Annotated in this window: 11 protein-coding genes; 8 read left to right on the top strand and 3 right to left on the bottom strand. The window is 65.0% G+C overall.

The annotated features are described in order from the left end of the window. Positions 1-3 precede the first annotated feature (3 nt). From nagA to ACFC3J_RS01525, 3 genes are read right to left on the bottom strand one after another with little or no spacing between them, the layout of a single operon-like run. Positions 4-1,128, bottom strand: a complete 1,125-nt coding sequence (gene nagA, locus ACFC3J_RS01535; RefSeq protein WP_375194448.1) for an N-acetylglucosamine-6-phosphate deacetylase — start codon at positions 1,126-1,128, stop codon at positions 4-6. Then, positions 1,125-2,156 carry an SIS domain-containing protein gene (locus ACFC3J_RS01530; RefSeq protein ID WP_375194447.1) on the bottom strand — a complete coding sequence of 344 codons (1,032 nt, stop codon included), beginning with the start codon at positions 2,154-2,156 and terminating at the stop codon, positions 1,125-1,127. Before ACFC3J_RS01530 ends, nagA begins: the two co-directional genes overlap by 4 nt. A gap of 29 nt (positions 2,157-2,185) precedes the next feature. Beyond that, on the bottom strand, positions 2,186-2,926 hold the full coding sequence (locus ACFC3J_RS01525) for a GntR family transcriptional regulator (protein ID WP_375194446.1): 741 nt from the start codon (positions 2,924-2,926) through the stop codon (positions 2,186-2,188). Positions 2,927-3,458: 532 nt separating this feature from the next. Between ACFC3J_RS01525 and ACFC3J_RS01520 the strand changes: the two genes are divergently transcribed. From ACFC3J_RS01520 to ACFC3J_RS01485, 8 genes are all read left to right on the top strand, one after another. After that, positions 3,459-6,221 carry a TonB-dependent receptor gene (locus ACFC3J_RS01520; RefSeq protein WP_375194445.1) on the top strand — a complete coding sequence of 921 codons (2,763 nt, stop codon included), beginning with the start codon at positions 3,459-3,461 and terminating at the stop codon, positions 6,219-6,221. 236 nt (positions 6,222-6,457) lie between these two features. Next, positions 6,458-8,725 (top strand): beta-N-acetylhexosaminidase, encoded by a 2,268-nt coding sequence (locus tag ACFC3J_RS01515; protein ID WP_375194444.1) that lies wholly within the window; start codon positions 6,458-6,460, stop codon positions 8,723-8,725. Further along, a complete protein-coding gene (locus ACFC3J_RS01510) occupies positions 8,725-11,346 on the top strand; it encodes a glycoside hydrolase family 2 protein (protein WP_375194443.1) in 2,622 nt (873 codons plus the stop codon). The genes ACFC3J_RS01515 and ACFC3J_RS01510 overlap by 1 nt, the downstream gene beginning before the upstream one ends. Then, complete coding sequence (locus tag ACFC3J_RS01505; protein ID WP_375194442.1) at positions 11,343-13,883, top strand: glycoside hydrolase family 3 C-terminal domain-containing protein; 2,541 nt, start codon at positions 11,343-11,345, stop codon at positions 13,881-13,883. Before ACFC3J_RS01510 ends, ACFC3J_RS01505 begins: the two co-directional genes overlap by 4 nt. Beyond that, a complete protein-coding gene (locus ACFC3J_RS01500) occupies positions 13,880-15,301 on the top strand; it encodes a glycoside hydrolase family 125 protein (protein WP_375194441.1) in 1,422 nt (473 codons plus the stop codon). The genes ACFC3J_RS01505 and ACFC3J_RS01500 overlap by 4 nt, the downstream gene beginning before the upstream one ends. Further along, positions 15,298-17,592, top strand: coding sequence for a GH92 family glycosyl hydrolase (locus tag ACFC3J_RS01495; RefSeq protein WP_375194440.1), 2,295 nt, complete (start codon positions 15,298-15,300; stop codon positions 17,590-17,592). Before ACFC3J_RS01500 ends, ACFC3J_RS01495 begins: the two co-directional genes overlap by 4 nt. Next, positions 17,589-19,844 (top strand): hypothetical protein, encoded by a 2,256-nt coding sequence (locus ACFC3J_RS01490; protein WP_375194439.1) that lies wholly within the window; start codon positions 17,589-17,591, stop codon positions 19,842-19,844. Before ACFC3J_RS01495 ends, ACFC3J_RS01490 begins: the two co-directional genes overlap by 4 nt. Continuing rightward, positions 19,841-21,748 (top strand): alpha-L-fucosidase, encoded by a 1,908-nt coding sequence (locus tag ACFC3J_RS01485; RefSeq protein ID WP_375194438.1) that lies wholly within the window; start codon positions 19,841-19,843, stop codon positions 21,746-21,748. The genes ACFC3J_RS01490 and ACFC3J_RS01485 overlap by 4 nt, the downstream gene beginning before the upstream one ends. The last annotated feature ends 3 nt before the right edge of the window (positions 21,749-21,751 follow it).

Raw genomic sequence — 21,751 nt, 5'->3', positions numbered from 1 at the left:
CGCTCAGGCGACCCGCTTGCCGCCGATCCAGGTGCCGCGAACGTTCAGATCGCGATCCAGCCACACGAAATCCGCGCGCAGGCCCAGCGCCAGCACGCCCTGCACCGCACCCAGACCAAGAAAAGCCGCCGGATTGGCCGCCGCCATCGCCACGGCCTGTTCCAGCGGCAGGCCCAGCGCATGAATGTTGCGCACCGCCCGCGCCATGTCGAGGTCCGACCCGGCCAGTGTCCCGGCCTCGTTGACGCACACGCCATCCTGGACGGTGATGCGCTCGCCGTTCAGCACGAATGTCCTGTCGGAGCTGCCGACGCTCGGCATGGCATCCGTCACCAGCAGGAAGCGGTCGAGCGGCCGCGCGCCCAGGGCGATCCGCGTCGCGGCCGGGTGCATATGCGCGCCATCGATGATGAGACCGCAATAAAGGCTCCGGTCCTCCAGCGCCGCACCGACGACGCCCGGTTCGCGATGGTGCAGCGGCGACATGGCGTTGAAGAGATGAGTCACGCCCGTCGCGCCCGCTTCGATCGCTGCTCGCGCCTGCGCATAGGTCGCATTGCTGTGGCCGATGCTGACGATCACTCCCGCCTCGACCAGTGCGCGGATCGCCGCAACGTCATTCTGCTCCGGGGCCAGCGTGACCAGCACCTTCCCCTTGCGCGGCGCGGTCAACAGGGCCAGCGCTTCCGCGTCCAGCGGACGGAAATTTCCGGCATCATGAATGCCTTTGCGCTCGGCGTTCAGGAACGGCCCCTCGATATGGATGCCGACCACGCCGGGCACGCCCTGCCCGATCGCCTGATCCACCGCATCCAGCGCCCGCGCGATCACCGGCAGGCGGCAGCTGATCAGCGTCGGCAGGAAAGCGGTCGTGCCATAGGGCGCATGGGCCGCGCCGATCCGGGCGATCGCATCGACATCGGGCTGGTCGTTGAACAGCACGCCGCCACCGCCATTGACCTGCGTGTCGATGAAGCCGGGGACGATCCAGCCGCCCTCCAGATCAAGCGCACCGTCGCCAGCCTCGCTGATCGCGCCGATCCGGGCGCCGTCCAGTTTGAAGGCGCCACCGTCCAGCACGGCATCGCGGGTCAAAATCTGCCCGTTGCGAAAGCCGATCACACTCATCGCGTTTCGGTGACCTTGCGCAGGAAAGGCGGCTGGTCGGGATCAAGACCGCGGGTCCGGGCCAGCTTTTCCGCCGCGCCGTAGAAAGACTGGATCATCAGGACAGGTTCCAGCACCGGGTGGGCCGACAGCACCGGCAACGTGCCCTTAGGATCCGCCAGCAGGACATCGGCGCCGCGCTGGGCAAATTCCGCCGCGGCCTGCCGCACATCGTCACCCGACCTGTCGCTGGTCGCGAAGGCCAGCACGGGGAAGCCATTGCGCACGATCGCCATCGGGCCGTGCCGAACTTCGGCGCTGGAAAATCCCTCGGCGTGCAGGCCGCAGGTCTCCTTGAGTTTGAGCGCGGCTTCCTGCGTCACCGACAGGCCATAGCCGCGCCCGACGATGAAAAGGTTGCGCGCATGGGCCAGCGTCTCGATCATCGGCGTCCAGTCCAGCGCATAGGCCTGTTCGAGCTGCGCGGGCAGCCCGTCCAGCGCTTCGAGCAGCGCCGCATCCTCGCTCCAGTAGGCGGCAAGTGCAGCAAGGCCGGCGATCGAGGTGATGAAGGACTTGGTCGCCGCGACCGAGGTTTCCGTTCCCGCGCAAAGCGGCAACAGCGTGTCGGCCATGGCAGCCAGCGGCGACGTCTCGTCATTCACCAGCACGACCACATAGGCGCCCGCCCGCTTGTAGCGCTCGACGGCGGAAAGCAGGTCCGGACTGCGGCCCGACTGCGAAATGGCGATCAGCAGCGCGCCGGTCTGCTGGAACTCGGTCGCGAATACCGAAGTGACGGAGGGCGCCGCCGAAGCGACTGGCAGTCCCAGCAGAGTCTCGATCAGATATTTGCCATAGGTCGCGGCATGGTCTGAAGACCCCCGTGCGCAGGTAACGACAAAGGCTGGGGGATTGGCGCGCAGATGCGCGCCCAGTTGGCGCAGCGTATCGGCATTGCGATTCAGGAAACGGGCGAAGGATGGGCCACTTTCGCCGGCTTCCCGGCGCATCGCGGAGGAGCCTTGCTCCACAGTCACATCTGGCATTTGATCCCCTTGGGCCCGGACCTGCCGGGCTAACTGGCGTTTAGTTCCGCAACGACGTCGTAGGCATCGCCGCGATAATAGCTCTGGGTGAACTCCACGGCCTCGCCATCGGCCAGGAAACCGCGTCGTTCGATGAACAGCCCCGCATGGCCGGTTTCGACACCGAGCCGCTTCGACTGTTCGGACGGAAAATGCATTGCACGCAGTCGCTGCAACGCCCGCACCGGACGGCAGCCATTGGCCTCCAGCGCAGCGTAGAGCGAATCGACCACCGCATCGAGCGAGGGCAGGCAATGACCCACGATGGTCGAATATTCGACCGCCATCGGCACATCGTCGGCAAAGCGCATGCGCTGGAAGCGATAGACCCGCGTTCCGGGCGACAGCCCCAGCGACAGCGATTCTTCCGGCGTCACCGACCCCACCGATTTGGACAGCCATTCGCTGCCCGGCCGGCGGCCACGGGCCATCATGTCCTCCGAGAAGGAAGATAGCTTGGAAAAGCTCTTGTCGACACGCGCCGCAACGAAGGTTCCCGCACCGCGCCGCCGCACCAGCAGCCCTTCCTGCGCCAGCCCGTCGATCGCCTTGCGCACGGTAATGCGCGAGACACCATATTCCTCGGCCAGATCGCGTTCGGCCGGGATGACATCATCCTGGACGAGCACACGACTCTGGATCGCCTGTCGCACGAGTTGCTGCAACTGAAGGTAAAGCGGAACCCGCAGGTCTTCCTGAAGCAGACCAATACGATCGGAAAAAGACGTCATACCCCCCTCATTCGAAACGCAGCCGTTGGGCAGGGAGCGTAAAGGAGGGGTGCGCATATCACAATGAGGGTGATAGGTTATAGATTGGTATTCTTCAAGCCGTAAAAGCAGGACCAATTTTACGAAACTCCGGGCAAACCTGTCTCGCGCGTCCGCCCAGCGTTGGAGCGGACGCCCCGATGCCTCCCGTTATCGGACTGAGTCAGTCTTCCTGAAAGGCGCCTTGGCGATTCGATAAGGCAACCCGATCGCCGCTGATGAAATAACCAAAAGGATACCAATGGCCGCACCCGCCCCGCAAAAATATCGCCTTTTTTCATATATTTATCAGTTTTATCGTTTAATTTTTCTAAGAGTTTCATTTTTGTGTAGATTTTATGATGGTAGCGTATAACAATAACAGGACCAAATAAGAGAATAAAAATACCTGCATAGGACCAAATTTAGCGCGGACGGATCAGCCAGGCACGGCGGACGGACCAAAGGTAACAAGGGTAGCGCCCCGCTGGGGCGCCAGTTAGGGGATCATATCATGGCATTGCGACGGACCGTATTTCTCGCCACCAGCGCGCTCGCGGCGCTTCCAGCCGCAGCTTTCGCCCAGATTAGCGCTGGGTCCGACACACAGCCCGGTTCTCAGGCTCCCGTTTCCGACAATGGCGAGATTGTCGTTACCGGCATCCGCGCATCGTTGCGCAACGCGATCAACGTCAAGAAAGAGGCCAATGCCGTCGTCGACGTGATCAGTGCGGAAGACATCGGCAAATTCCCCGACCGCAACGTCGCTGAATCCCTGTCCCACATCCCCGGTGTATCGATCGACCGCCGCTTCGGCGAAGGCGAGAAGGTCGCGATCCACGGCACCGATCCGGCCCTCAATCGCATGCTGCTCGATGGCCACGCCGTCGCTTCGGCCGACTGGGGCGGGAACGACAACGATCCGACCAGCCGTACCTTCAACTATTCGCTGCTGGCGCCCGAACTGGTCGATCGCCTGGAAGTCTACAAGTCGCCCGAACCGCGCCTGGAAGAAGGCAGCATCGGCGGCACCGTGATCGTGCGCACCCGCAAGCCGCTCGACACGCCCGCAAACAGCATCTTCGCATCGGGCGGCTACAGCTATAACGACCGTGCCGAAAAGGGCAGCGTCCGCGCTTCGGGCCTCTACAGCTGGAAGAACAAGGACGAGACGTTCGGCGTGCTCGTCGCCGCCACCTATGACAAGCAGCGGATGACGCGCGCGGGCGTCGAATTTTTCGGCTTTGAAAATGCGGGCAGCCGTTTCTTCGAAACCGACACGAACGGCGACCTGGTACGCGACGGCAGCGGCCAGCCGGTTCTGAAAAACCCGTCGGCCACCGTCACAGGCGGTTCGCTGGACGATCTGGCCAATGCCAAGATTCCCTTCGGCATCAACTATGCCTATTTCACCCAGACCCGCCGGCGCATCAGCTACAACGGCACGGTGCAGTATAAGCCCACGGACACGGTGACGCTGACCCTCAACGCGCTGCACATCGACGGCCAGTATAACAACTCCAGCCAATCCATGTATGTCATTCCCGGCGCGTGGAGCGGCGGCTCCCTGACGTCGGCGACGATCGACAATGGCGTCGTGACCTCGGCCAGCTTCGGCGCGGCCCAGACCAACAACGGCAATGCCCAGCTCGACCTCCTGATCCGCAAGACGAAGCTCACCACCAACAACATCAATTTCGAGGGCGAGTGGAAGGGCGACAGCGGCGCCAGCTTCACGGTCAGCGGCGGCTGGAGCAAGGCGATCGGCGGCAAGAACCCCGAATATCTGCTCGATGTAAAGACCGACCTGCCCTACAGCTACAGCTTCACGCCCACCAGCGCGACGGTGAATTATGACGGCGATCTGACCGATCCCGCCAATTACCGCCGTTCGAACACCCCGCAGCTTCAGACCATCGACGGCCAGCCGCTGATGTATAACGGCTCGCAGCTCTATGCGGCCCGCGCAGGCGGCATCGACTATTCCAAGACCATCGATCGCGATGTCTATGCCGGCTATGACGCCGTCATACCGATCGAATTCGGCCCCTTCACCGAATTCCGCGTCGGGGGCAAATATACCAAGCACCGCAACCGCCTGAACGCCAAGGGCGTCAACAATTACGACCTGTCCGGCGGCTACACGCTCGACAGTCTGGGCGTGCCCACCACCCTGACGCCGAGCGGCGTGTTCAACGGCACGGGCGGTTCGGGTAACGCGACCCAATATATCAACCTGCCCGCCCAGTCGGTCATCGACATCCTCGCGGACTCGGTGAACATCTATATCGACAAGCCGACAGCCTCCTACATCGTGGATGAAGAGGTTGCCGCCAACTATCTCCAGTTCAACTTCGAACAGGGCGGTTTCCGCGGCAATATCGGCGGTCGTCTGGTCTACACCCAGAACCGGTCGAGCTACACCAGCCAGGTGTCCGGCACCGATGGCACGCTGCCCACGCTGGTCCCCGAAACCGTGTCCAACGACTATCTGAAGTTCCTGCCGAGCTTCAACATCGCCTATGACACCGGATCGAACCTGATCTTCCGCGGCAGCATCGCCAAGGTGATCGCCCGCCCCCGCTACGAACAGCTGGGCGGCTCGATCAGCCGCAACGACATCACGCTGGATGCCAGCGGCGGCAATCCGAACCTGAAGCCCTATCAGTCGACCAATTATGAACTGTCGGCCGAATGGTATCCCAAGGCCGGCATGCTCTTCTCGGTGGAACTGTTCCGCCGCGAGGTGAAGGATTATATCTATAACGCACTGACGCAGCAGACCTTCTTCAACGAGCTGAACCAGGCCAACGCGACCTACAACGTCTCGCAGCCGATCAATGGCGGCAAGGCAAAGGTCAACGGCATTCTGGTCGCAGGTCAGGCGGAAATCTGGGGCGGCTTCGGTATTCAGGCCAACTACAGCTTTGCCGACAGCTCGACCGACGCGGGCCTCAACCTGCCCTATCTGTCGAAGCACACCGTCAACATCATTCCCTATTTCGAAAGCGGTCCGTTTCAGGCGCGCGTCAGCTACAATTACCGCTCGGCCTATTTCCGCGCGATCGGTCGCCTGAACTCGGTGGACATGGTGGCACCCTACAGCCAGCTGGACGCATCGGTCAGCTATGCGATCACGCCGAACATCACCTTTACGGCCAATGCGCAGAACCTGCTGGATGAAACCTACATCCAGTATGCCGGCACCCGCGCAACCCCGACCGCCTTCTACAAGAACGGCCGGACCTTCGTGGGCAACGTCAGCGTCCGCTTCTGATCGACCTTCGGCCATGCTCCTGCCCCCCAGGATCATGGCCCGGGAACTGGCCCGGCATACCCCCCATCCCTCCCCGCCGGGCCAGTTCCACCCCCTCTCTCCGTCCGTCAGCCCTTGCAGGGCAGACGGGCTCCATGGCAGGAAACTGCCGCGGGCGGCCCACTGCACGGGGTCGCCCGTCCCTTTTCATGACGGTGCGCTGACCGCCGCGTCGGCCAAACAGGGAGCCAAAGCCAATGCGCAGCCTTCTCGCGATCCCTCTCGCGCTGACCGCCATCCCCGCTCAGGCTCAAGCCAGCCTTCCGCTGATCCCCTTCCCCGCTTCGGTGACGCCTGCGACCGGCACGCTGTTGATTGCCAATGGCGCGACCGTTTCCGCCAGCGACGGAGACAGGGGCGCCGCCATGGCCGCCCAGCTGCTGATCGACCGGGTCAAGATCGACCGCGGTCTGATGCTCGCCAAAGCAGCAACCGGCACGATCCGCATCGAGCGCGACGCCGCCATCGCGGGCGAGGAAGCCTATAGGCTCGACATCGACACGAAGGGCGCGACCGTCCGCGCGAGCGGCGATCGCGGCCTTATCTGGGGCGCGATGACGCTGGCGCAATTGCTCTCCCCCGACGCGCAGTTCGGCAAGCCCGTCACCCTTTCCGCCCTTTCGATTAGTGATGCGCCGCGGTTCCGCTGGCGCGGGCTGATGATGGACGTGGCGCGTCATTTCCAGCCGGTCGAGACGCTCTACACCATAGTCGACGCCATGGCGGCGCAGAAGCTGAACACGCTGCACCTGCATCTGACCGACGACCAGGGCTGGCGGGTCGAGATCAAGCGCTATCCCAAGCTCACCGAAATCGGTGGCTGGCGAACGCCGCCTTCCTCCGGCGGCGCGCCGGGGGAGAAAGTCGGCGGCTTCTACACACAGGAGCAACTGAAGGCGCTGGTCGCCTATGCCGCGGATCGCGGCATCACCATCGTTCCCGAAATCGACATGCCCGGCCACGCGCAGGCGGCGGTGGCCGCCTATCCGCAGGAGATCGGGGTGCTGGGCGACCGGCCGGAAACCGGCCATGACTGGGGCATCAATCCCTGGCTCTTTTCGCCCGGCCCGCGCTCGATGGCCTTCATCGAAAATGTGCTGGATGAGCTGATTGCCATTTTCCCGTCCGAGTTCATCCATGTGGGCGGCGACGAGGCGGTGAAGGACCAGTGGCAACGCTCGCCGGAGGTGCAGGCGCAGATGAAGGCGCTGGGGCTGACAACCGAGAACCAGATGCAGGGCTGGATGATCGGGGAACTGGGCAAATATCTCGCCTCCAGGAACCGCCGCCTGATCGGCTGGGACGAAATTCTTGAAGGCGATGTGCCGACCAGCGCGTCGGTCATGTCCTGGCGCGGCGAAAAGGGCGCGGTCGAGGCGGCGAACAAGGGGCATGATGTGGTGCTCGCGCCCGCGCCGGTCCTCTATTTCGACAGCCTCCAGTCAGACCGCAGCGACGAACCGCCGGGCCGCCTGTCGATCCAGACGCTGGAACAGGTCTATGCCTTCGACCCGGTGCCAGCCGGCATCGATGCCGGGCGCGTAAAGCATGTCCTGGGCGCGCAGGCGACTTCCTTCGCGGAATATCTCGCCACGCCCAAACAGAAGGAACATGCGATCTTCCCGCGCCTGTCGGCCATATCGGAACTGACATGGTCGCCCAGAGACAAGCGCGATTTCAAGGACTTTGTGAACCGGCTCGACCCCCAGATGCTGCGCTATGCCCATGAAGGCATCGCCGCCGCCGACAGCGCCTTTGCCGTCAATTTCCGGATGCAGGGCAAGCGCGGCGACGCGCTGCGCGGCGGCAGGCTGACCCTCGCCATGGACACGCAAACCGGCGCGGGCACGATCCGTTATGGCGCCAAGGCCGGTGCGAAGGCACGCGCCTATACCGTGCCGATCACGATCAGGACCGGCACAACGCTCGAAGCCGCCGCTTATTACAAGGACGGTCGCGCCACTGCGGCACCGCGCCGCTTCGATGCTTCGCGGACGGCTCTCCTGACGGCGGCGCCAACCGATCTGGCCGCCTGCCCCAAGGGCGCGCTCGGCCTGCGCGTGCCGCTCAACTCCGGGCAGAGCGAGGACGCTCCCGCGTTCAACGTCAACATCTTCGACACCTGCACGCAATGGCCCGACGCGCCGCTGGGCGAGGCCAAGGCCTTCGCCATCGATGTTGCCCGCCTGCCGCGCCACTATGGCCTTGCGCATGAGGAAAGCGCGCTGCGCGCCCATTATGCCGTCACCGCCCATGGTGAGCTGGTCGTGCGCGCCGGCGGCTGCGAGGGGAGCGTGATCGGCACCTTCCCGCTGCCCGATCCCCGGACCGCACCCAACCGGATGCGCTTCAGCGCAGCGCTGCAGGACCAAAAGGGCGACGCGAACCTTTGCTTCCAGTTCACCTCCCCATTGTCCGACCCGTTCTATGCCGTAGAAAAGGTCATATTGGAGGACCGTCGCTGATGATCCGTCGCGCCGCAGCCCTCCTACTGGCGGTCGCTCCCGCTGCCCTGATCGCCGCTCCGCGCACCAGCATCCCGCTTGACCGGAACTGGCAGCTTCGCCTTGCCCCCGGCGAGGGCGAAGCTGCCAGGGCGCACCCCAAGGCCGCTAAATGGCTGCCCGCCAGCGTCCCCGGCGCGGTCCAGACCGATCTTGTGGCGCAAAAGCTGACGCCCGATCCCTATGTCGGGCTTAACGAAGCGACCATCCAGTGGGTCGGCCGCAGCGACTGGGACTATCGCGGGCGGATCGACGCGACGCCGCAGCTGCTTGCCCGCGAGCATATCGACCTCGTGTTTGACGGCCTCGACACCTATGCCGAAGTAAAGGTGAACGGCCAGACCATCCTGTCCGCCGACAATGCCCATCGCCGCTGGCGCGTGGACGTCAAGACGCTGCTGAAGCCCGGCGTCAACGAAATCACCATCCATTTCCAAAGTCCGCTGAAGGCCCTGCAACCCAAGGTGCTGGCGCTCGCCAACCCCCTGCCGGGCGAATATGACAGCGTCTTTGGCGATGAACCGGAAGCGCGCCAGACCTCCCCCTACATCCGCAAGCCCAAATATCATTATGGCTGGGATTGGGGTCCACGCATCCTCGCCATCGGGCCGAACGGTCCGATCCATATCGACGCGTGGGACGCCGCCCGGATCGAATCGCTAAGGGTCGTGCAGGAAGCGGTGACCAAGGCGGAAGCCCGCATCGCCGCAAATGTCGAGCTGATCGCCGGTCGCGATGGCCGCGCTCAGGTGGAGGTGGAGGTGAAGGGGCCGGACGGCCGCACCATTAGCTCCATGCGCGACGTGACGCTGACCGCGGGCGTCAATCAGATCGCCGTCCCGGTCACCCTGTCCGATCCGCAGCTCTGGTATCCGGCGGGCTATGGCGCGCAGCCGCTCTACAACGTCACCACCAAGGTCCGCTTCGAGGGCGAGGAAGCCGACACCGCCGCCCGCTCCACCGGCCTGCGCACGGTCGAACTGGTGCGCGAGGCTGACGCCAAGGGGCGCGGTTTCCAGCTGCGGATCAACGGCCTCCCCATCTTCATGAAGGGCGCTAACATCATCCCCTTCGACATGTTTCCGACCCGCGTGAAGCCGGAGACGATGGCGGGCCTGCTCAGCGATGCCCGCGACGCGAATATGAACATGGTGCGCATCTGGGGTGGCGGATATTACCTCCCCGACAGCTTCTATGATGCGGCCGACCGGCTGGGGCTGATGGTGTGGCAGGACTTCATGTTCGGCGGCGCCGTCACCCCTTATGACCGCGAGTTCCGCGAGAATGTGCGGATCGAAGCGGAGGAGCAGGTCGACCGGGTGCAGGCGCATCCCTCGATCGTCCTGTGGTCCGGCAACAACGAAGTCCTCTCCGGCTGGGAAAGCTGGTCCGACCGCATCGCCTACAAGAAGAAAGTGGGCGCGGACGAGCAGGAGAAGATCGGCGTCGGCCTTGCGATCCTGTTCAACCAGGTTCTGCGCGATGCCGCCGAACGACGCGATCCCGATGTGCCCTATTGGCCCGGATCGCCCAGCAGCAATTATGAGGGCAAGCCCGATCAGGACGCCGATGGCGACCGCCATTATTGGGACGTCTGGGGCGGCAAGAAGCCGGTGAGTGCCTATCTGGAAAGCTGCCCCCGCTTCATGTCCGAATATGGATTGCAAGGCATGCCGGTCATGCCGACCATCGACGCCTTCGCGGCGCCAAAGGATCGCAGCATCACCTCGCCTGTGATGCGCGCCCATCAGAAATTCCTGAAGGGTGAAGGGCAGGAACGGCTGCTCCTCTATATCGAGCAGCGCTATCGCACCCCCCGCGATTTCGCGGATTTCGTCTATCTGAGCCAGGCCATGCAGGCGGACGGCATCGCTCTGGGCGCGCTGCACCACCGCGCCTGCCGCCCGGAAACCACCGGATCGCTCTTTTGGCAGCTCAATGACGTATGGCCCGGCGCCTCATGGTCCAGCATTGACTATTATGGCCGCTGGAAGGCCCTGCACTATGCCGCACGCCGCTTCTTCGCCCCCGTCGCCATCTCGGCGGGTCGGCGTGAGAACGGCGCCACCGAAATCTCGCTGATCTCCGACAAGGCTGCGCCCGTCGCCGCTCATTGGCGCATCCGCCTGATCGACGTGGACGGCAAGGACAGCATCGTCAAGGAAGGCGACGCCACCCTTGCCCCGCTTTCCGCCACGAAGATTGGCGACCTCACCGACGACTCCCTTTTCGGCAGCGCCGACAAGGCCCGGACCTTTGCAGTCGCGGAACTGCTGGTCGACGGCAGACTCGCCTCCCGCGCACTCGTCTCCGCTTTGCCGGAAAAGGCCATGCCGCTGCCCGATCCGGGCTTCGCGGCCAGTTGGACCACCGCCCCGGACGGCAAGCCGCAACTCACCGTCAAGGCCAGCCGTCTCGCCCGTGGCCTGTGGATCGGCTTCGGCAGAGTCGATGCCAGCGCCTCCGACAATTATGTCGACCTGCTCCCCGGTGAAAGCGTGACCGTCTCAATCAGCTCCAACGACAGCCTTGCCAAGCTCAAGGCCGCCCTCGAACTGCGCCATCTGGGAGCCGGGCAATGAGCGCCCTCCTCTTCCTGCTCGCAGCCTCCGCCGATCCCGCGATCGAGGCGAAGATCGCGAGCATGACCCCGGCGCAAAAGGCGGCCCAGCTTCAGTCCGGCGCACCCCGGGACGGCGACGACCTCCCGGCCTATGATTATTGGAACGAGGCGCTGCACGGACTTGCACGCAATGGCATCGCCACCGTCTTTCCGCAGGCGATCGGCCTCGGCGCGACGTGGGACCCCGACCTCATGGAGCGCATCGGAACAGCCGTCTCCACCGAAGCGCGCGCCAAATATAACGGCCTCTCCGGCAAGGACCGGCGGCGCTATCAGGGCCTCACCATCTGGTCGCCCAATATCAACATCTTCCGCGATCCGCGCTGGGGCCGGGGGCAGGAGACCTATGGCGAAGACCCGCTGCTGACCGGCAGCCTCGCAGTCGGCTACGTGCGCGGCCTGCAAGGACCTGACCTCAGCCAGCCCCGCGTCATCGCCACGCCCAAGCATCTGGTCGCCCATAGCGGCCCCGAAGCCGGGCGCGACAGTTTCAACGTCCAGTCCAGCGCCTATGATATGGAGGCGACCTACCTCCCCGCCTTCCGCATGGCGTTGACGCAGGGCAAGGCGCTGTCGGTGATGTGCGCCTATAACAGCGTCCATGGCGTGCCGGTCTGCGCGTCGGACTGGCTGCTGAACCAGCGGGTGCGACAGGATTGGGGCTTTACCGGCCTTGTCGTGTCGGACTGCGACGCGATAGGGAATATCAACCATTATCAGCGCTATCGCCAGACCAACGCCGCCGCCGCCGCCGTAGCGATCAATGCGGGGATGGATCTGAATTGCGGCAAGGCTTACGCCGCGCTTGATCAGGCGATGGCGCAGGGTCTGACCTCGCAGGCGACCGTCGACACCGCCCTCGCCCGCACTTTCGCCGCGCGCAAGGCGCTGGGCGATGCCCTAGGCGCAAAAAGCCGCTGGGACAGCGTTCCGGCCAGCGCCGTGGACACGCTCGCCAACCGCAATCTTGCGGTGGAAGCGGCGCGCAAGTCGCTGGTGCTGCTCCAGAATAACGGCGTTCTCCCCTTGAAGCGCGGCGCGCGCATTGCCGTCATCGGTCCCAATGCCGACAGCCTCGACGTGCTGGAAGCCAATTATCACGGCACCGCCGCCGATCCGGTGACCCCGCTCGCCGCCCTGCGCAAACGGTTCGAGGTGCATTATGCCCAAGGATCGACACTGGCCGAGGGCGTGCCCGTGGTCATTCCCGAAACCGCCTTCGCGCCCGGCCTGAAGGCGGAATTTTTCGCCAGTCCCGACTTCAGCGGTGCGCCGGTCGTGACCCAAACCCATCGCAAGGTCGATTTCGACTGGAACCGCAGTTCGCCCGCGCAGGGCGTGCCGAGCAACCGCTATGGCGTGCGCTGGACCGGCACGCTGCTGCCGGAAGGACCGGGCGATCATCTGCTGCGCGTCGATGTGCCGCGCTGCTTCGATTGCAGCGGCCATGATGCGGTGCGCCTCTGGGTCGACGGTCAGCCGGTCGTCACCGACACCGGCGACAATAAGAGCGTCGAGGCCCGCCTCCATTTCGCCGATGCCCGCCCGCGCAGCATCCGCCTCGAACTCGCCCATAGCGGCGAGGATGAAGGCATACGCCTCACCTGGGTCGCGCCTGCTCTGCCGCAGCGCAGCCGCGCCGTGGCCGAAGCCCGCGCTTCCGATGCCGTGATCGCCTTCATCGGCCTGTCCCCGGCGGTCGAGGGCGAAGCGCTCCAGATCGAGGTGCCCGGCTTCTCCGGCGGCGACCGCACCGATATCGGCCTGCCCGACGCCCAGCAACAACTGCTCGAAGCGGTCAAGGCCACCGGTAGGCCGCTGGTCGTCGTCCTGCTCTCGGGCAGCGCCGTCGCCATGCAATGGGCGAAGGACCATGCCGACGCGGTCGTCGCCGCCTGGTATCCGGGCGAAGCGGGCGGCACCGCGATCAGCGACCTGATCGAAGGCCGCTATGCCCCGTCGGGCCGCCTGCCCGTCACTTTCTACGCCAAGACCCGCGATCTGCCTGCCTTCGTCGATTACAACATGCGCGAGCGGACCTATCGCTATTTCCACGGGACCCCGCTCTGGGGCTTCGGCCATGGCCTGAGCTACGCCAGCTTCACCTATGACCAGCCCGAAGCGCCTGCGACCATCGCAGCGGGCGACACGCTGACGGTCAAGGCCCGCCTCACCAATAGCGGCGCTCGCGAAGGCGAGGAAGTGGCGCAGGCCTATCTGATCCCACCGGAAAATCTCCGCATTATCGGCGAGTTCAACGATCCGGTGCTGCGCCATAATCTGGTCGGCTTCCAACGCGTCAATCTGAAGCAGGGCAAGGAAAAGACACTGAGCTTCACCTTCGATCCGCGCGCGCTCAGCACCGTGGACCGCGACGGCAACCGTGCCGTGCGCCCCGGCGCCTATCGCCTCTTCATCGGCAGCGGCCAGCCGGGCGAAGCCAAGGGCACCGAAGTCAGCTTTACCATCACCGGAACGCAGGAGCTGCCGAAATGAAGATCGACCGCCGCTCCCTGATCGCTGGCGGCATGGCGCTCGCCGCAACGCCCGCGATCGGCGCCGGCCCGCGCTTCGAAAGCAAGCGCCCCGCGCAGCGCCACTTCACCAGCCAGGCCGTCGAACGCGAACTCGCCCGCGTCTCCACAAAGATCGGCGATGCCGAACTGCGCTGGATGTTCGGCAACTGCTATCCGAACACGCTCGACACGACGGTCTTCCTGGGGGAGGTCGACGGCAAGCCCGACGCCTGCGTCATCACCGGCGACATTGAATGTCTCTGGCTGCGCGACAGTTCGGCGCAGCTCAACCCCTATGTCCATCTGACCCGCGAAGATGCGAAGCTGCGCATCCTGTTCCATGGCCTCATCGCCCGGCAGGCGCGCTCGATCCTGATCGATCCTTACGCTAACGCCTTCATGCGCGACCCCACGGCCAGGACGAACCTGCCATGGGCACAGGCCGACGATACCGAGATGAAACCCGGCGTCGCGGAACGAAAATGGGAGATCGACTCCCTATGCTATCCGATGCGCCTCGCCCACGATTATTGGAAGGCGAGCGGCGATTCCGCCCCCTTCGATGCGCTCTGGGCGAAGGCTGCCCGCACCAGCATCCGTACCTTCCGCGAGCAGCAGCGCAAGGACGGCCCCGGTCCCTATCGCTTCCTGCGTCGCGACAGGCTGGCCACCGAAACGCAGATCCTGAACGGCTATGGCGCACCCACGCGCAAGGTCGGGATGATCCACAGCATGTATCGGCCCTCGGACGATGCCTGCATCTTCCCCTTCCTCGTGCCCGCCAATCTCTTCGCGGTGGCGGCGCTGCGCAAGCTGGCCATCGTCGCCAGCGAGGCGGCGAAGGACGCCACGCTTGCCGCCGATGCCAGGGCGCTGGCCGACGAGGTGGAAGCCGCCACCCGCGCCCATGGCACGATGATCGACCCGGCGACGGGCGAGCGCCTCTGGGCCTATGAGGTGGACGGTTTCGGCAACGGCCATTTCATGGACGATGCCAATGTGCCGAGCCTCTCCGCGCTCGCCTATCTTGGCGCGGTCCCGACCGGCGATCCCCTGTTCCAGCGCACCGCCGCCGCTGCATGGAGCGATCGCAACCCCTATTTCTTCAAAGGCACGGTGGCCGAGGGCATCGGCGGACCCCATGCGGGCCTGCGCATGATCTGGCCGATGTCGATCATCATGCATGCCCTCAACAGCGACGACGACGCCACCATCCGCCAATGTTTGCGTCATCTGAAGGCCAGCCATGGCGGCACCGGCTTCATCCACGAGGCCTTCGATCAGGATGACGCCGCTACCTACACCCGTCACTGGTTCGCGTGGGCCAATGGCCTGTTCGGCGAACTGATGCTGGACCTCGCCCGCCGCAAGCCTGCCCTGTTGGGGGCGCCGCTGTGACGCATCTCACCCGCCGCACCCTGCTCAGCGCAAGCGCCACGCTCGCACTCGCGAGGGCGGCCCGCCTCGAAGCCGCCGTGCCAACGGCCAGGCCGAACCTTTTCGTCGGCACCGGAGGCGACGGTCACACCTTCCCCGGCGCGTCCATGCCCTTCGGCATGGTGCAATTGTCGCCCGACACCGACACGGCCCGCTGGGACACATGTTCGGGCTATCATCATGGCGATGCCTCGCTGCTGGGCTTTTCGCACACGCACCTGTCGGGCACCGGTATCGGCGACATGCTGGACGTGCTGGTGGTCCCGACGCGCGGCCCGGTCCAGTTGCAGCCCGGCCGGCTCGACAAGCCGGATGAAGGTTATCGCCAGCGCTACAGTGAGGAACAGGCCGAACCGGGTTACTATGCCGTCTCCCTCGAAAGCGGTGTTCGTGCCGAACTGACGGTGACGCCGCGCACCGGCATCCATCGCTATCATTTCCCCGCCGGCCCGGCCCATATCCTGATCGACATGAGTCATCTGGTGATGGAAGGCCCCGGCGAAGCTCCGCTGATCGATGAGGCCGGACTGATCCTCGAAGCGGACGGCACCCTTACCGGCACGCGCCGCGTGTTCCGTTGGGCCAAGGGCCGTCGCATCTTCTTTGCGATGCAATTCTCCCGCCCGCCCAGCCGGGCCGAGTTCTTCTCCGACGACGACCAGCCTGCCGGAGCAACCTCCGCGAAGGGCAGGCGCCTTAAAGCCGTCCTCCATTATGAGGATGCAGGCATCGCGCCGCTGGTCATCCGCTGCGGCATTTCAGCGGTCGGTCTCGACGGCGCGAAGAAGAATCTCAAGGCCGAGGCCTCCCACTGGAACTTCAACCGCTACCGCGCCGCCGCCGCCCAGGCATGGGCGGAGGAAATGAGCCATATCGCGGCGGAAGGCGGCACGCCCGAGCAGCGCACCATTCTCTCCTCGGCACTTTATCATGCGAGCCTTGGTCCGACCCTCTTCTCCGATGTCGACGGCCGTTATGTGGGCCTCGACCACCAGATCCATCGGCTGAACAAGGGCGAGGAAGCCTATAGCGCCTATTCGCTCTGGGACACCTATCGCGCCTTTCACCCGCTTCAGACGCTGATCCGCCCGCATCGCGCCGCAGTGTTCACCGCCGATCTCATCCGCCAGACGCAGCAAAGCCCCTTCGGCCCGCCCGTCTGGCCGCTGCAAGGCGTGGAAACCGGCTGCATGATCAGCTGGCATAGCGTCGCCGTGCTGGCCGAAGCACGGGCGAAGGGCATCTCCGCCGACTATGCCGCCGCCTGGCCCGGCATCGAAAGGCGGCTGTTCGACTGGTCCACCCCGCATCAGGACAATAGCCTTGGCATCCGCGAATATGACGAGATGGGCTTCATCCCCGCCGACCGCATTTTCGAGAGCGTGTCGCGGGTGCTGGAATATAGTTATGACGACTATGCCGCCGCGTATGTCGCGGACGCGGCGGGCGCGACCGACAGGGCCAGGCGCCTGCGCCAACGCTGCGGTAACTGGCGCAATGTCTTCGACACGAAGCTGAACTTCGCCCGTCCGCGTCTGGCCGATGGCCGCTGGGCAGAACCCTTCGCGCCCAACGCAGTCGGCCATTCGAAACAATGGCGCGACTTCACTGAAAGCAACAGCTGGCAGGCGACCTTCCTCAACCAGCATGACGTCCACGGCCTGATCGCGGCCATGGGCGGCGATGCCGCGTTCGAGGCGAAGCTGGACGCCCTGTTCACCGCCGATTCCACCCTGCCCGAAGGCGCGCCGCCGGACATTAGCGGCCTTGTCGGCCAATATGCCCATGGCAATGAGCCGAGCCACCATGTCGCCTATCTTTACGCCTATTGCGGCGCTGCGTGGAAGACGCAGGCCATGGTTCGCCGCCTGCTGACGGAAATGTATAAGGCCGCGCCCGACGGCGTGATCGGCAATGACGATTGCGGGCAGATGAGCGCCTGGTTCATCCTGTCCTCGCTCGGTTTCTATCCGGTCGATCCGGTCAGCGCGACCTATGTGCTGGGCAGCCCGCTCTTTACCCGCGCGACCGTCAGTCTCGGCAAGGGAAGGAAGCTGGTCGTCGAGGCGCCCAATAACGGCCCCGACGCCCCTTATGTCCGCTCGGTGGAGTGGAACGGGAAACAGTGGACGAAAAGCTGGATCGCCCATGCCGATCTGGCGCAGGGCGGCACGCTGCGCTTCGAGATGAGCAGCACGCCCAACAAGGCCTTCGCCAGCCGCCCTGAAGACCGCCCCGGCCGCCCGGTATGAGCGTCGCAGCGGCCCTGACGCTGCTCGCCCAAAGCGCGCCATCCGCATTCGTGCCGCTGCAATCGGTCTGCGTGGTCGGGACCGGCACGGCCAAGCCAGCCGCCGACCTGCTGCGCCGCCGCCTTGTGGAACGCGGCGCGAACGACAAGAGCTGCGCGACGCGCATCGCCTTCCGGCCCGCGCACCTGTCCCAAGAAGCCTTCCGCATCGACCGGCAGGCCGCGACCGTCAGCATCAGCGCCGCCAGCACGCGCGGTTTCGTCTATGGCGCGGGCTGGCTGCTGCGGCATAGCGACAATCTCGCGCTCTCGCTGAGCGCGCCGGTCAGCGAAAAACCGCAGCAGTCGATTCGCGGCACCCAGATCGGTTATCGCTTCAAGAATAACAGCTATGATGCCTGGACCCCGGCGATGCTCAGGCGCCGGATCGAGGATTTCGCGCTCTGGGGCGCGAACCGCATCCAGATCATATCGCCGCGCTCCGACGACGCACCGATCTCGCCGCTGATGCCCGTGCCGCCCGAACAGGCCGTGCGCGATATGGCGCAGGCCACGCATGATCTGGGGCTGGACGTTGCGATCTTCTATCCGCTGCTGGGGGACTATGACGGCGGCGCGGCGGATAAGGCGGAGGCGCGCACTCTCGCCGCCTTCCTCAAGACCCTGCCCGCGCTCAACGCCCTCTATTTCCCCGGCGGCGATCCCGGCCATACCAGCCCAGAACGGCTTTTCCCGCTGCTTGACCGGCTATCCAGGACGCTGCGTGCCCGCTTCCCCAAGGCCGAATTGCTGCTCTCGACCCAAGGCTTTGATGCCAGGGATCTTGACGCGTTCCATGCCGCATTGGCCCGCCGCCCGACATGGCTGACCGCGATCTTCGTCGGCCCCCAGACCCGTGAAAGCGCCGCCATCCATCTTCGCCGCCTCGCGGGCCGTTTGCCGCTGGAACTCTATCCCGACACCGCCCATGCGATGCAGGCGCAATTTCCCATCCCCGACTGGCATCCTGCCTTCGCGCTCACACAAGGCCGCGAGCCGGTCAATCCGCGCCCCTCGGCACAGGCAGACATCTTCGCCGCAATCACGCCCGGCACGCGCGGCGCGATCAGCTACTCCGAGGGGGTCAACGACGACTGGAACGTCCACCAATGGCTCGCCATGGGTTGGAATGCCGGGGCGGACATCGCCAGCGATTATGCCAATTTCTACATTGGCGACCCGGCCTTCGCCGCCATCCCGGCGATGCTGGAAGCCAATTGGCAGGGCAACCCCGCCGCCAACACCGCCATCGACCGCACGCTGAAGGCCATTGACGCGGTCCACCCCGCACCATGGGCGGGCTGGCATGTCGACCTCTACCGATACCGCGCCGTCTACGACGCGCTGATCCGCGAGCGGCTGATCCGCGCGCGTTCCAATCAGGCTGAGGCGCTCTACACGCTGCGCCAGACGCCAGCCATCGGCGCCGAACCTGCCGTCGCCGCTGCCCGTTTCGCCTACGCCCGCCCGGACGCCCCCCGCTCGACGAGCTTGTATCAGCGGCTGAGCGCTCTGGCCGACCGGCTGCGCGCAACGGCCGGGATGCAGCTGTCAGTCGAGCGTCATGGCGCCTCCGACTGGCGACGTGGCGCCAATTTCGACCGTGCGATGATCGACCTTAACGACCGCTTCGCCGTTGAGCGCGACATGAACGCCGCCCTCTCTTTCCCCACCGAAGCCGAGCGGATCGCGGCGCTCTACGCGCTGGGCGACCGCTGGGGGATGGCAGATTTCGCCCTCTATGACGATCTGGGCGATCCCGATAACGAGCCGCATCTGGTGCGCGGCCCCGGCTATCCCGGCGATCCGCAGCTCTGGCGGACGGCAATCGACGGCGTGGCTGAATATACGCCGAATGAAGGCTGGCGCATGGCCGAACTCAGCTATGCCGAGGCGCTGTTCGAACATCCGCTGACCCTCCATTACGAAGGGCTGGAGAAGAACCGCGCCTATCGCCTGCGCTACAGCCGGGCCGGCGAGGATTACAGCCTGCCGCTCACCCTCACTGCCAACGGCACGCCTCTGCCCGCCCCATCCATGCGCGCGACCAACCCGCAGCGCGTAGAACTCCTTCTCGCCCCATCCCTCACTGCCGGCGGCACGCTCGATCTCGTCTGGAGCCGACCGCAGGGCGTGGGCGGCAGCGGCCGAGGCCGCCAGATCGCCGAAGTCTGGCTCATTCCCGAACCCCTAACCCCAAAGGCCAAGCCATGACCCCGCATCTTACCCGCCGCTCGCTGATGGCCGGATCGCTGCTCGCCGGAACAGCCGCCTGCGCCCCGCGCGGTCCCACGGCAACGCTCGGCAAGCCGCCGTTCCCCGCCGCATGGGGCGCCACCCCCTCGGCCCGGCAGCTTAAATGGCATGACCGGCGCATGTATGCCTTCATCCATTTTTCGATAAACACCTTCACCGACAAGGAATGGGGCTATGGCGACGAAGATGTCCGCCTGTTCAACCCCACCGACTTCGACCCCGACCAGATCGTCGCGGCAGCGAAGGCAGGTGGTCTCAACGGCATCATCATAACCGCCAAGCATCATGACGGCTTCTGCCTCTGGCCTACAATGCTGACCGAACATTGCGTCCGCAACACGCCCTACAGGCAAGGCAAGGGCGACATTGTCGGAGAATTGGAACAGGCCTGTCGCCGGGCTGGCATGGCGTTCGGCATCTATCTGTCGCCCTGGGACCGCAACCGCGCCGATTATGGAAAGCCCAGCTATATCGATTATTACCGCGCCCAGTTGACCGAACTCTGCACCCGCTATGGCGAGCTGTTCGAGGTGTGGTTCGACGGCGCCAATGGCGGCGACGGCTGGTATGGCGGTGCCCGCGAGACGCGGAAGATCGACGCTGAGCCCTATTATGACTGGCCCAGCATCGTCGCACTGGTCCATGAGCTGCAACCCAATGCCTGCACCTTCGACCCGCTGGGCGCGGACATTCGCTGGGTCGGCAATGAGGATGGCCATGCGGGCGATCCCTGCTGGCCAACCATGCCCAACGAACCTTATGACCAGACGAAGGGCAATAGCGGCGTGCGCGGCGCTGAACTGTGGTGGCCCGCCGAAACCAACGTCTCGATCCGGCCCGGCTGGTTTTACCATGCCGATGAGGATGCGCAGGTAAAGACGCCGCAGAAGCTGATGGAGATGTTCGACCAGTCGATCGGCCACGGCACGACCTTCCACCTCAACCTGCCGCCCGACAAGCGCGGCCGTATTGCTGATCGCGACGTCGCCAGCCTGAAAGCCTTTGGCGATGCCGTCCGCGCCACCTTTGCCACCGATCTTGCGCAAAACGCGGTTGCCACCGCAAGCGCTGACATTGGCAGCACGGCGGCCCACGCAACTGACGGCAACCCCGATAGTTTCTGGTGCGCGCCTACCGAAGCGAAAGACGCGACCCTCATCCTCGACCTTCAACCGGGCACCCGTTTCGATACTATCCGCCTGCAGGAATGGCTTCCGCTCGGCCTGCGCACGACCAGCTTCGCCATCGACATTTCCCATGACGGCCAAAACTGGCAGCAGGTCGCGGAAAAGCAGATGATCGGCCCCCAGCGCCTCATCCGCCTGGCCCAGCCCATCGCGCCCCGCCGAGTCCGCTTCCGCCCCACCGCTGCGGAGGCAGGCCCGACCCTGCGCGAATTCGCCCTGTTCCTCTCGGTCGCGCCCGCCGAACTGCCCCCGGCCAAAGCCAGCGATGCCAGCATCGTCGCCCGCAAGGGGTGGAAGATCATCGCCGCCAGCGCCCCCGGAGCCGAAGCCGTCCTCGATGAAGATGCCGGGACCGTCTGGACTTCCGTAGCTCCGGCAAATCTGACCATTGATCTGGGCCAGACCGAGAAGCTCGCCGGCTTCTCGCTGACGCCCACTCGCCATGTCGACCCGCAAGCCGCCCCGCCCGCCCGCTATGTGGTGGAAAGCAGCACCGACGGCAAAAACTGGACCAGACCGCACGAGGGCGAGTTCCAGAATATCAACTACGCCCGCGCAACCCAGCGCATTGCCTTCGCCGCCGCGCAAGATGTCCGCTATCTGCGCCTCAGCTTCCCACGCCCGGCAGTCCCGGCGCCCGCCATCGCGGTCGCCACGATCGGCGCTTTCCGCTGATCC

It is taken from the genome of Sphingobium sp. (assembly GCF_041987595.1).
Classification (GTDB): domain Bacteria; phylum Pseudomonadota; class Alphaproteobacteria; order Sphingomonadales; family Sphingomonadaceae; genus Sphingobium.
Note: the sequence above shows the minus strand (reverse complement) of the source record. Positions and strands in the feature narration are given on the sequence as shown.

Excerpts from the sequence above, each read along its gene's own strand:
- ACFC3J_RS01515 (WP_375194444.1), top strand. The coding sequence starts at position 6,458 with ATGCGCAGCCTTCTCGCGATCCCTCTCGCGCTGACCGCCATCCCCGCT.
- ACFC3J_RS01500 (WP_375194441.1), top strand. The coding sequence starts at position 13,880 with ATGAAGATCGACCGCCGCTCCCTGATCGCTGGCGGCATGGCGCTCGCC.
- ACFC3J_RS01530 (WP_375194447.1), bottom strand. The coding sequence starts at position 2,156 with ATGCCAGATGTGACTGTGGAGCAAGGCTCCTCCGCGATGCGCCGGGAA.
- ACFC3J_RS01520 (WP_375194445.1), top strand. The coding sequence starts at position 3,459 with ATGGCATTGCGACGGACCGTATTTCTCGCCACCAGCGCGCTCGCGGCG.
- ACFC3J_RS01490 (WP_375194439.1), top strand. The coding sequence starts at position 17,589 with ATGAGCGTCGCAGCGGCCCTGACGCTGCTCGCCCAAAGCGCGCCATCC.
- ACFC3J_RS01485 (WP_375194438.1), top strand. The coding sequence starts at position 19,841 with ATGACCCCGCATCTTACCCGCCGCTCGCTGATGGCCGGATCGCTGCTC.
- nagA (WP_375194448.1), bottom strand. The coding sequence starts at position 1,128 with ATGAGTGTGATCGGCTTTCGCAACGGGCAGATTTTGACCCGCGATGCC.
- ACFC3J_RS01525 (WP_375194446.1), bottom strand. The coding sequence starts at position 2,926 with ATGACGTCTTTTTCCGATCGTATTGGTCTGCTTCAGGAAGACCTGCGG.
- ACFC3J_RS01505 (WP_375194442.1), top strand. The coding sequence starts at position 11,343 with ATGAGCGCCCTCCTCTTCCTGCTCGCAGCCTCCGCCGATCCCGCGATC.
- ACFC3J_RS01510 (WP_375194443.1), top strand. The coding sequence starts at position 8,725 with ATGATCCGTCGCGCCGCAGCCCTCCTACTGGCGGTCGCTCCCGCTGCC.